This window comes from Methylobacterium sp. Leaf102, assembly GCF_001422425.1.
Taxonomy (GTDB): Bacteria; Pseudomonadota; Alphaproteobacteria; order Rhizobiales; family Beijerinckiaceae; genus Methylobacterium.
The window spans coordinates 1-11635 of the sequence record NZ_LMMX01000024.1; the positions used below are offsets into that span (position 1 = coordinate 1).

The window sequence follows — 11635 nt, forward strand, 5'->3', positions numbered from 1 at the left end:
CGCCTGTCACCCTCCCGGATCTGGCCTTCCGGCTACCCATGGCCGCCACCATGCAGTAGCCTTCCAATTGGCTCGGTCCAAAATACCGGTCAGGTCAGGTCAGCAAGATCAAAGCGGCCGCCGACCGTTGGCGTCATCAGGGCCACGACGGGTGCTTTTCCAAGCGGCGCCACCCCACTCGATGGCAGCAAGCGCGCGGCCCCCGCGATCATGTCACATCCGAACGGGGCCGGCTCGTCCTTGTCGCGAGACGCGCCTTCCATGGCCCTGACCATCCGCAGGCAAGCGCGTCCTTCCGAGGGACGAACATGACCATCGCAACTGAAACCGAAACCGCCCGAACCGGACCGAGGGTCGCCCCCCGATCCCATCGGGGGTTCGACGAGATGGTTCCGTCGCGCTATGCCCTGCGGATCGGCGAGATCGACGTGCTGGTGGTGAGCGTTGGGGTGCTACCGCTCCCGACCGCGATGCTGGCGCACAATGCGGAACCGGCGCTTCGCGCGGCATGGCTGGGCGACATGTTCCTGCCGCCGGACGTGTTGGACTGGCCGCTGAACGCGGTCCGGGTGCGGAGCGGCGGGCAGACCATCCTCATCGACGCGGGTCTCGGGTCGGATCCGGACCTGCACCTGCCGCGCGCCGGGCAACTGGTCCGACGACTGGATGCCGCCGGCATCGACCTGGCATCCGTGACCGACGTGGTGCTGACCCACATGCACATGGACCACTGTGCCTGCGTGGGTTGGCGCGTTAAGAATTAGCATCGTCCACTTGTTTTTGACCCGGCCGCTCAGCTCGCCGACGGATTGCTTGGTACGGGGGGGCATGAAGGACGTCGGGGGCCGAAACATCGAGCGGCGTGAAAAAAAGGGCCTCGGTTTTCGACCAAACGGACGGCGACCCGCAATAACAACCAATGAAGCCGACGTCGTTCGCGGACGTCGGGGTGGCTAGGTCGGCCGACCCGTACGGGAGTGAGACCATGATGTCGCTTGAACATACGGGGGAAGGGCAGCCGTACGCCGCGAGCCTCGGGGGTCGTGCGCGCCCCTTCGACCGAAGCTTGCAGTTGGACTACCCGAAGTATCGGCGGCTGCTGATGGGCGCGCTCGCGCGTCTGGCGCGGAATGGCTACGCCGTCCCACCCGACGAGGGCTTGGACCTCATCCATGATTTCTTCGTGGAGGCATGGGAGGGCCTGCTGGACCGCTTCGACCCCGGTCAGGTGAAATTCGAGACGTATGTCTTCGGCGCGTTCGTCCGATTTTCTCGCCCTAGAATCGTGCGGCTGAGCCGGCTGAGGGACGGCCTCCTCGAACCGCGTGCGTTGGCGGCTCTCGACGTCGCCGACGCCGACATGGATGACCGCGCCACGGACGCCGACATGATGGCGATAGGGCGGGCCATAGGCCGATTGCCTCCGGCGGAACGGGCGCTCCTGGCGGCGTATGTGGGTGACGACGAGCCGTCGGAACGGTCACTGGCACACGAGCTTGGGATCAGCCGATACGATCTGCGCCTCAAGCTCGCGGACGCGCTCGGCCGCCTCACCGTCGAATTAGGCGAGGTCGGCGCATTGGACGTCCGCGTCGCTGCTGTCGCCGAGATGCTCTGGCGCGATAATCTGAACGTCAAGGAAGCCGCCGGCGTGTTGTGCCTATCGACGTCGGAGGTCCAGGCGGCGAGATCTGTGCTCTTCACGCAGTTATCACGGGCAGTTAAAGGAGAGAGAACGATGACCGTTCAGAATCATGTTCCAAGGCTTCCCCCCGAGGCATCCTCGTCCCACCCGCAAAGCCTGATCACGGCAGCCCTCGGGCGCGCAGCCACGTCGGCCGACTTCGCGGCGTTGCGTGAGAACGCCGAGGCGGTATGGGCTTTCTTGGACGGGCCGTCGGGGGCTGCATTGCTCGCTGAAGCAGGAGTCCTGGAGAACCGACAGGTCGAGGAGTTCTACGGCGCACTCGCGGGCGAGAGCATGCCGCTCGACGATGATCCGGACTACAACGCCTTTATCCAGGCCTCCATCCTCGACGAGGAGCAGATCGGCGATGCGTTCGCCCAGGCGATGGTCGACAACCTTGGGCCTAAGCTCAATGATTTCGGGGGTGGCTTGTTCTCCGGGGCCCCACGCGTCGACGCCAAGCTTTACAAGCGCTTGATGCGTGAACCGTCAGTCGTGACCGGCGGTCCCCACGCTTCCGTATTGGCCGAGTTCGGGATCACGCCATCCTCCATCATGGAGGCTACCCGGGCCATATCCAATCTCGCGATGCGGACCTGTCGCGAGGAGGGGATCGAGCGCGACCAGGCAATTTTCCTCAGCCGTGCCGGAATGGCCGGGAACGGCGATGCGCAGCCGAAGCTACGACGCAAGACAGGCGCGACGGAAGTCGAACTGGCGACGGGGCTACCATCGGTCACATCGGAGCGCCTTTTCGACTGGTTGTGTGAAGTCGCGGTCCTTGTCCCGCTGTTGTTCGACGGTTTCGAAGCAAGCCCCCAGGGAGGGGAGGTGCGCCTCAGGCGTACGGATGTCGCCGAAGGGGATCTCTATCGACGGCTGCGCCCGTCGCCGCACACGTCGCCGCGGACGGACGTGGCGGCTTGAGCGTCGTCGATGGGCTCGCGCGCGGGGGAGGGCTCGCATCGGAGTGCATGCCGTGCGGCGGGCGCGCCACATGCCGGCCCTAGGCGGAAATCCGCAGTTCCCTGGATAGCGATGGCGGCAAGTCGAGTGAGACACGATTGGGACGGTGTACGAACCCGCTTGCACGCGAACGCCAATAGATGCTGGCCCGCCAGACGAGTTCGTCCGAACGCTGGACTAGCTCGTGACAGACCAGCGAATTGGGAGGTAGCCTACGTTCGGGGTCCACCTCCGCTAGCACGTTCATGGGATAGTGATCCCACTGCGTGGTCGTGCCGCAGCGCGTCTCCAGCACGTTGAGCGTCTCAACGTCGTTGGAGGCGACGAACTCGCTTAGCCGTGGCACGTGGAGGTGCCCCGTGAGAACGACCTGGACGCCGGCATTCACCAGGAAATGTTGGAGGGCCCGTAGCGTACCGCCATCAATTTCCAAGGGTGTCCGCCTGCTCGGACTCCCCTTCGGAAACTCGGAGGCCTGGTCGGTCCAGGGCGTCCCGAGCGAGCTCACGGCGTGATGGACAACCAGGACCCTGACCTCCCCGGTCACACGCGCTGGGACCTGCGAGGCTAGTTTGCTTAATTGCGAAGCGAAGCACCCCCGCGCCAGGAAGCGGTTCGGCAAGACATGCCCGACATCGGCGTCGCTGTCGACGAACAGGAAGCGGAGCGACGCGGTCGCGCTCAACGGCTGCAATTGGCCGATCATCGGATAGGGACCCGGCAGGACCTCGCCGAGCTTGGTGGTCGGCGCGCCGACGATCATCGTGGAGCCCGGCCATTGATCGTGATTTCCACTGACCGACGATTCAGCCCACTGGACGAGCCCGAGACCGAACCCGAACCGGGTCGGCTTCTCCGACCCGAGGAAGTCTGCTGCAAGATCGAACTGATAGGGATTTCCGTATGCCGTCAGGTCACCGCTGATCACGGTCCTCAGGCGGCCATCGGTACGCTCCCAGAGATCCGAATAAAATTGATGGAGATCGGAAAGGCCCTGATGATGATGCCCCAGGAACCCGTCAAACCAATGGGAATACTTCTGAAATCTTGGTAATTTGGCACTAAGTTCAAATCCACTTGTGTCTTTCGAATTGCCTCCAAAATGCAGATCGGAAATTTGCAAAACCGTCAGTAAGACATCCTCTGTCATTCTCTCTGCTTTCTGGCGATCGGGTTGCCGCGGACATACTACGCTATCGCATAAAATTCGTCAGGCGCGGACAATGTCCTCGCCGCCTTCGATTGGGCCATAAAGCTTCCGTGCAAGTGTCCTCAATCGGACCTGGCAACCGCTCTTGAGCCAGATCGGTCGAAGGTGCCCGGGCCAATCGATATCCGAGCCTGCCGGAATGGGTCCATGATTCACTGCCAAACAGCCATGCCGCGCCTCCGTCGCGGCAATCAACGAAGAGTGCAAGACATGCGACACGTAGGAGGCCTCACCATCCGCTGCCAGCTCCCGTGGATAGCATTTAACGTACGCCCCGCGGGATCCGACCCATCCAGGATGCAGCCCCTGGGCTTGGTACGACGTCGTGACGGGTGAGGAACAGCGATCATTGGCCGATCACGGTGGCGGAAGTGACGTTTCCGGTTAGGAAACGCACGTGATCGGCTTGTTAAAGTTCGTTGGCGTCGCTATCGCTGTCATATCTATCGAGGTAATTTGGAATGAGAGTTTCTTGGAGTACGCCCCCGGAGGACAAGCGGCAGAAACACCGCTTATCCGATCGCACCATTCGAATGGTTCGGGAGGCTGAGGATAAGCTTCGGGACAGCGGCAAGCCGGATCTCAAGTCCGATGAGAATAAACATACCAATTTGATCATCACAAAATAGCCGCTACAGCTTAATCACTTTTCCTTCTTTGGAGAATTGAACCGCCCTACCCTGGGCGGTTATTTTTTGCCATGACAGAATACATCCTCGATGAATTGCACACGTATGGATCTTTCTCCAAAAGATTGGAGACGCGCGCCAACCGTGTCGCGGACCTTGCGATGGTCGACATCCAATTATTTAACAATAGTTTGTACAACGCATATAATCATTGGGCCGTTGAGTTCGAATCCTCCGTAGCTTCCAACAAGCATGTTCATCACAAGATAAACATAATTCAGTTAAATTTGGAAATACTTTATCGCAGCTTGGCGGGGCGGCGTTTGTTGAAAGTGGTTCGATGCGACCCCATTAATGCTTTGCCTAGCAATGTCATAACACTGTTTCCCAAACCCGGATCGCGAGATAGCGCGGATCTGAGGGGAAAGCAGGCGTTTCAAAGTTTTATCGTTTCCAATGTCGATAAGTACATAGCGATTGATTTCTGTGCCGATCTGTATCGTGAACTCATGAAAGGTCGCGGTGAATTCCCTTTCGGTAAAACCGGCGATTTCCAGAGGATGTCTGTCGAAGGGGCTGCGGCTGGCTTGAACTTCAACACCAATAAAACGTTTTTCGAATTGATGGGTTTCCCTAACCTGCCGATTGCAAAAGCACAGGTGGCGCGGTGACGAACTATCCGGCGGGGGATGCGAGACCACCGTCAAGCACCTTGGCAACCCAGGCCGACCATTCAACATGACGCAGCGCCCTGGCGCGTCACAATCAGGACCACCCCAAGCTAATTCAACGCGACGTCATGGCCGCATTTGCAATATTTTTTGCATCTTGCAAGAAATTTGGGATCTGCCTATACCCTGTCGTGCTGCAATCGCGTTATGGTTGGCGGGAGGAATGAGATGCGCGGCCCTAGCCCCTTCACGGATTTGATGATCACCAACGAGATTGACGTCTTGCGCTCACTGCGTGGCATGATCGAACATGATCCGATCCAGACCCGCGAAGAGTTTGGGGATTTAATGAAAGCTGTATTTGTACACGGCAGGCTGGAAACAAGAAAACTCGCTGACGATTTGGGGTTCAATTTTACTACGGTTTATAGATGGATTGAAGGACATAACGCTCCTCATGCGAGTGTATGGCCGCGTATTTCCTCGTGGATCAGCGTAGAAATCGATCGCCGTGTTACAGAATGTAATAATCTCAAAATTCCTGAAAATGGCATATTAAAACACTTGTGTTGATCAGCACCGACAGGCCGTAGCGGAGAATTCAGCTTATATTGGTGATAGCGCTACCTGACGGACTTCTGGCTCACGCAGCTCATGTCGGCGACGATCGCGACGCCGTAACCGTTGGTCCATGATCCAGGTGATCGCCGCATGCACCAAACTATGGATGCCCGCCTCCGGCACGCCAGCGTCCGTCATGACCTCGCGGACCGTGTCGCTGAAAAGGCTCCGGTAGGCCTGCCCATCGAGGCCGTGCACGACATTCGGGAGTCCCGTGTGCCGGCAATGCCCTTCGAGCTCCACATTGGCATCTGACCGCCACAGAGGCAGGCCGCCACGACAGACAGTCAAGCCTTTTGACGTTTAAACGTTTTAGCGTTTTGAGACGGCGGGGAACGTTGATCGACGTTTTGACGTCAAAACGTTCTTCCGATGCTGGCTCGTAGCGCGTTGGATGACGCTTCGATATCAGGCCAAGCGAGATGACGGTGTGCCGGTTTCTTGGTCGCGAAGCGTACGAGGCACGCCACACTATCGGACTTCGACGAGAGGGTTTTTTCGACATCGGGCCACGGATGAACCTTCAGAGGCGTATCTATGACAACGGCTTCTTGGGAGCCCCCGGCAGCCCGCCCTGAGTACCGACAGATGGTCACGGACCCGCAACGCTAAAACGTTTTGACGTTTTTCGACGCGTCGCACCCATTAACGTTTTGACGCTATTTTTAACCCGGACCTTGGATTGCGAGGGGTAACGTGGCGGCGCGGGTTACGATTTACCTTCCGACGGATGTCCACAAAGCGGTGCAGGTTGCCGCGCTCGACCAGGATATCTTTGTCAGCGACTTCATGACGAAGGCGGCGCGGGCCTATCTTGCGTCAGGTGGAAATACCCGCTCCGCCCTCCAGAACGAGGCCGCGAGGATCCTTGGCCGTAAGATCGAAGAGTCTACACGGACGATAATGGACCTGCTCCGCAAGGCAGGACCCGAAGGCATCAAGCACAGCGTGCTCGGTGATGCCAGCGTCAAGGCCGGCAACATCCTGGGTGCGACGGATGCCGCCCTCAGGGTGCTGACCGAGGCGGGGGTGGTACGCAAACAGGGGCAACGATTGATGCTCACTCGACCTGATGAGCATGGCGGGTCGAAGGCGTGACACAGGGCTTAATGTTGTGCGAGGGCGCGTCCCGACGGGGTTAGTCATGATCGGCACAACGGCTCGGGTCCACTCATGACCGAGCGTCAAGCCGGATCCGGGCTATAGCGAATTCGGCAGGACGGCGTGCCTATCGGGAACAGAACGCATGACGTCTCCGGCCCGCAGTACATTCCGGGTCCGCACAGGTTCGGGCATGCAATCCACACAATCCACCGGAACCCTATAAAGTTTTGCACAAGTTACCCTTTCGTATTGACGTCGATTCCCGCCATTCGGTATGTAGTCGATGTGCCTGATGGCATGACCTGCGCCGTGGCGATCGCCCGCGGCCCGACACCGCCCTCGTAGCTGAAGCTCGGGCGGGCCTTGCTCCGAGGCGATGCCATGTCACTCGACCGCTCCACACGAAAAGGCACGTCCGGGCCTGTCCTTTGGACAGCGCCATGGGCGTGCACGGCCTCAGGTCCACGCGCGCCTCGCCAGAACCGTAAACGCACCGAGGTCTAGCAGCCGCGATCGCGGCGGCCTGCCTCGTGCGTGGAGGCCGCCGTCATGACCATCAATCCCGAGATCGATCGCGTCGTCGATACGGCCGGGCGACCATTCGATCGCCTCGACGGGATCGGCCATCCCGGGTTCGCCGGATCCACGGTCGTCCTCGCTTCCCTCGTTGCCCGACGGCGGGCGCTGGGCGTCATGCCCGCGTCTGTCGTCAGCCAACCGACCGCGCCGTCAGGCGCCCGCCGCCGGCAGGCTTGCCCCGGCATCGGCGCGGTCCTGATCCCGATGCGCGGCGTCCATGCCGGTGCCGGGGTCCCGACACGCATCGGGAGCCCCGAGCGGCATCATCGGGCGGTCGCTCCCTCGTTCCGTGCCGCAGCCGGGGCATCCGCCGCGGGAGCGGATCCCGATGTGCGGCCCGGGCCAGTCCCCGTGGGTTCGGCCACGCAGCCCGCCCGGCCATCGCGGACCCGGCGCCCATCCCTGCAGCCCGGGCCGCGACCAAGGACGGACCGGACCGGCTCGTCAGCCAAACCCATCGCTTCGCCGACGACGACGGACGCGACGAGGGCAACGGTTGAAGCGGAAGGTCACGACCATGAATGACGACCACGAACGCGGCATGCCCGATCCGGGCCTCCTGAGGCTCGCCGAGGCGCTCGGGCGTTACCAGGCAATCCGGGATCGCCAGCCCGGCGGCGGCGACCGGGAGCCTCGGGGCGGGCCTGGACGGGCAAGCTCGAAACAGCGACGTCAGGAATGGAAAACTTGCGGCGCGCCGGGCGATCGATGATGCCTGAGTGGTCTCAACGACGGGAACGTACCTCGTGACGCCATTCCGGCCCATCGCCACCATCGCGAACGACCGGCGCGCCGCCCTCATAGGCTAGGGCGACGCCCGTAGGCCCGACCCCCTGCGCGGGGTCGGCGCGGCGTACGGCCCATGCGAGCCCAGGGCCTCTCCAACGATCCCGAACAGCGCCGCCTCCGCCCGGATGCGGTCGGTCGTGCAAGCGCCAGGCGCTGCCGGCCATGCCAATCAGCGAGACAACCATGTTCAGGAAGATCAAGTCGCGAGCCCTCGTCCGACAAGCGTCCACGGCGCGACCCAGGTTCGCCATCTATGCCCGCTGCACGAGCAGGGGAGCATCCACCGACAGCATCGACCGTCAGGTCGATGCGGCGGTGGATCACGTGGCGGAGGTGGGCGGTGTCCATGTCGCGACCTTCGCCGACCGTACCGGCGGGGGCACGTCCACGGATCATCGCCACGAGCTGCGACGCATGCTCGAAGCCGCCGAGGCCCGGTCCTTCGGGATCGTGGTCGTCGAGAACCTCGACCGGGTGTCGCGCGATCCCGATACCCTCGTCACGGTGTTCGACAGGCTGCACGTGCTCGGGATCGAGATCCATCTCCCGGGGCGGGGAAAGCTGTGCCGCACGGACGTCACGCTCCAGGGCATGATGGTGCCCGGGGCCGGCACGACCGTACCGCGCCGGAGGTCCCGCCGGTGAGCCCCGCGATGGCGAAGCGGCGTCCCGAACCCCTCGCGAGGGTCGGGCGCCGGGCTTCGATAACCTAGGGCGACGCGCCGCCTCGACCCGTTCCGGCGGGACCGGCGCGGCGCAGGACCCGACGAGGCCCCGGGTCATTTCCGATCTCCCCTTCCAAGCCGCTTCCCAACGGGAAGCGGGCGGTCCCGCACGCGCCCAGCGCAGCCGGCCCAAGCTTCGCGAGAAATCCAAATGACCGCCATCAAGATTACCGCCGAGACCATCCCGTCACAGAACATGTCCCCCGACGCCGGTTCTACGCCGACCTACCTCACCCCGCGTCGGGACGACCGACCCGAATTCCTGGTACCCGATGCAGGTAAGGCGGTGATTTACGCCCGCTTCCCCACGACCGGCCACAATGAGGTCTCCATCGATCGCCAATGCGAGCTCGCCGGCGAATACATCGAGGCGACCGGCCGTGTCCTCGTCGACACCTACATCGATCGTGCCCGGAGTGGCGCCACGATGGTCGGGCGTGACGACCTCGAACGCCTTCTGCTCGATGCCCACACCGGCGCGTTCGGCGTCGTCGTCGTCGAAAGCGTGGACCGGCTGGCACGCGACCTCGTCATCCTCGGCACCGTCTACGAGCGCCTGCTCGCGCTCGGCGTCGAAGTGCATCGGCCAGGGCACGGGCGGATCTCCCTGACGGACATCGCGGCCCATGGACCGATGGGCGACGAAAGCCGTCGGGCGATGGGCGAGCGTACCCGTTTCGCGCGGGACGTGATGGCCCGTGAGGGCCGGTTCCCGACGGGTCCCTGCTACGGCTATGCCAGGGTCGTCGGCCGCCCGGGGGAGCCGGCCATCGACTGGGACCAGGCGGAGGTCGTCAGACGCATCTTCGCCATGTACGCATCCGGGCTCAGCCCGAGGATGATCGCCATCGTGCTCGATCGGGCCGGGTCCCCCACGGGTAAGCTCAGCCATTGGACCGACCGGCAGGTCCGAAACATCCTGGCGAACCCCCGCTACCTGGGTGTCCTCGTCTACAACCGGTATCGCTCCGGCAGGCAACCCGTCACGGGTCGGCGCCATCGGATGCTCCGCCCCCGAGAGGACTGGATCGTCACGGAGGTGCCGGGGGCGAGGATCGTGGACCGGGACCTTTGGGAGCGGGTCCGGCGGATCGACGATGCGCGACGTGCCGATCCCGGTCGGAGGTCGAAGTCGCAGGCCCGGGGGTACCTGCTCTCGGGCCTCGCCACGTGTCCCTCCTGCGGGGGGAGGATGCGCATCCGGCGCTCCGGGACGGCCGGCCCGAGGTTCCAGTGCGCGTCCTACGCGCCGGGAGGCGCCTGCGACGAGAGGACGATGTCGGACATGACCGAGGTCGAGCGTCTGGTCGTGGGCCTCGTGGCGGATGAACTCGCGGATCCGGCCTTCGCCGACGCTTACGTCGACGGGTGCGATGAGGAGGGTAAGCGGGCGGAAATCGCGCATGCCGGCGTGCGTGTTGACCTGGAGCGTCGCGTCATGTCGCTCGGCCGGAAGCTGGAGGCGTCCTTCGACAAGACGCTGACCAGCTGCCATCCCGACGCTCGCCTCGCGGAATTCCGCACCCGCATCGGGCATGACCTCTCCGAAGCCGAACTGGCCCTCCGGCTGACCCCACACCATCCCGAGCCGATCGGGATCGACCGCGCCCGTCTGGGGTCGCTCCGGCAGAGCGTCGCGTCGATCTCGGCGTGCGCCCCTTTCCAGCCGTCGGACGAGGCCGAGTGGATGCTCGCGGCGGCCTTCCGCGAATTGATCGGGAAGGTCGAGGTCACACGGGTCGGCATGGAACTCCGCGTGGACGTGACCCTGAGGGTGGGCATGCGTGTCGAGGCCTCCGGGAAATCCGCCACGATCGCCGCCATCGGCACGCGCGTGCTGACCGGCATGCGCCACATCAAGCCCTGAGGCGTCGTCTGGATCACCCCGGCAGTTCGCTGCCGAGGTGATCCCCGCATCAGGTCGCATCTCGCACCGTCGAGAATTCCGACACCCAGACGGTGGACCGTTGCATTCGTCGATGAACGGGATGCAAGGGGCCTGGGCGGCGGCCGGCGCAGTGGTCTGCTCGAACGACGTACCCGCGGGAAGCCGACCCTGGGACCTGCAAGGCCGGCCAGCCCGGCCGGGCCTGAGATGGTGCCGGACTCCCTCAGGGCCATCATGCGGTTCGCCGAGTAAAGCGGGAGCCGGGGCACTATGCTCGGGAAACCGGCCGCGCCGCTGTGGGGGGGGACGCCCTCCGATCCTTTGTGCGGCGTTACGTGGGGGGCGGGCCGAGAGGGCCAGGACGGCTGTGGCGTACGTCGGCGCGGCGGTACAAGGCAAGTCGCTGTCTTCCCCCATGTCCTAGGCGACAACGGATGCGGCATCCCGGTCCGGGAGTGCGGGTCGCCCAATGCCGATCCTCCATGATGCCGGGCGAAACGGACTTTGGTTCGAGCTGTTTGGTCCCGGCCGAGGAACCCGCTTGGCCCGCCCACCGTCTGGTACGGTGCCGGAACGACAGCCCGAGCCGGCTCGTCCTTCGTGGGCCTGCGATCGACGACGATTACGACGCCCGGCATCCGAGCGGGTCGATCCAAGGTTTCGAAAGTGAACCGCCCCGGGTTTCCCGGAGGCTGTTTGGTTTGGATCAAGCGGCCAAGGCTTGCACCTCGGTCTGGGCATAGTAGTGCGCTTCGGCTTCGGCGGG

Annotated in this window: 10 protein-coding genes; 8 read left to right on the plus strand and 2 right to left on the minus strand. The window is 63.3% G+C overall.

From position 1 onward, the window contains the following. The first annotated feature begins 386 nt into the window (after positions 1–386). Together ASF27_RS14185 and ASF27_RS14190 are read left to right on the plus strand one after the other, a co-directional pair. Positions 387–764 (plus strand): MBL fold metallo-hydrolase, encoded by a 378-nt coding sequence (locus ASF27_RS14185; RefSeq protein WP_277996075.1) that lies wholly within the window; start codon positions 387–389, stop codon positions 762–764. A 221-nt stretch (positions 765–985) separates the two neighbouring features. After that, on the plus strand, positions 986–2614 hold the full coding sequence (locus ASF27_RS14190) for a sigma-70 family RNA polymerase sigma factor (RefSeq protein ID WP_210166274.1): 1629 nt from the start codon (positions 986–988) through the stop codon (positions 2612–2614). 79 nt (positions 2615–2693) lie between these two features. On the opposite strand, the gene ASF27_RS14195 is transcribed toward ASF27_RS14190, so the two are convergent. Then, complete coding sequence (locus ASF27_RS14195) at positions 2694–3803, minus strand: metallophosphoesterase (RefSeq protein WP_156467529.1); 1110 nt, start codon at positions 3801–3803, stop codon at positions 2694–2696. 760 nt (positions 3804–4563) lie between these two features. On the opposite strand from ASF27_RS14195, the gene ASF27_RS22330 reads away from it, so the two are divergent. The 3 genes from ASF27_RS22330 (at position 4564) to ASF27_RS14200 (ending at position 6882) form a co-directional block, all read left to right on the plus strand. Further along, positions 4564–5163: a hypothetical protein gene (locus ASF27_RS22330; protein ID WP_156467530.1), complete on the plus strand. Its 600-nt coding sequence runs from the start codon at positions 4564–4566 to the stop codon at positions 5161–5163. A gap of 258 nt (positions 5164–5421) precedes the next feature. Further along, the gene (locus tag ASF27_RS22335) at positions 5422–5736 is read left to right on the plus strand and encodes a hypothetical protein (RefSeq protein ID WP_156467531.1); all 315 of its coding nucleotides are present in this window, start codon (positions 5422–5424) and stop codon (positions 5734–5736) included. A gap of 744 nt (positions 5737–6480) precedes the next feature. Next, positions 6481–6882 carry a hypothetical protein gene (locus ASF27_RS14200; protein WP_056361078.1) on the plus strand — a complete coding sequence of 134 codons (402 nt, stop codon included), beginning with the start codon at positions 6481–6483 and terminating at the stop codon, positions 6880–6882. A gap of 462 nt (positions 6883–7344) precedes the next feature. Here the strand turns inward: ASF27_RS14200 and ASF27_RS22340 are convergent, their stop codons facing one another. Further along, positions 7345–7515 carry a hypothetical protein gene (locus ASF27_RS22340; protein ID WP_156467532.1) on the minus strand — a complete coding sequence of 57 codons (171 nt, stop codon included), beginning with the start codon at positions 7513–7515 and terminating at the stop codon, positions 7345–7347. Between the two features lie 469 nt (positions 7516–7984). Here ASF27_RS22340 and ASF27_RS22865 point away from each other — a divergent pair, with 469 nt between their 5' ends. From ASF27_RS22865 to ASF27_RS14210, 3 genes are all read left to right on the plus strand, one after another. Further along, positions 7985–8179, plus strand: coding sequence for a hypothetical protein (locus tag ASF27_RS22865; RefSeq protein ID WP_210166275.1), 195 nt, complete (start codon positions 7985–7987; stop codon positions 8177–8179). Between the two features lie 260 nt (positions 8180–8439). Further along, the gene (locus ASF27_RS14205; protein WP_056361080.1) at positions 8440–8901 is read left to right on the plus strand and encodes a recombinase family protein; all 462 of its coding nucleotides are present in this window, start codon (positions 8440–8442) and stop codon (positions 8899–8901) included. 231 nt (positions 8902–9132) lie between these two features. Next, complete coding sequence (locus ASF27_RS14210; protein ID WP_056361083.1) at positions 9133–10848, plus strand: recombinase family protein; 1716 nt, start codon at positions 9133–9135, stop codon at positions 10846–10848. Positions 10849–11635: the final 787 nt, after the last annotated feature.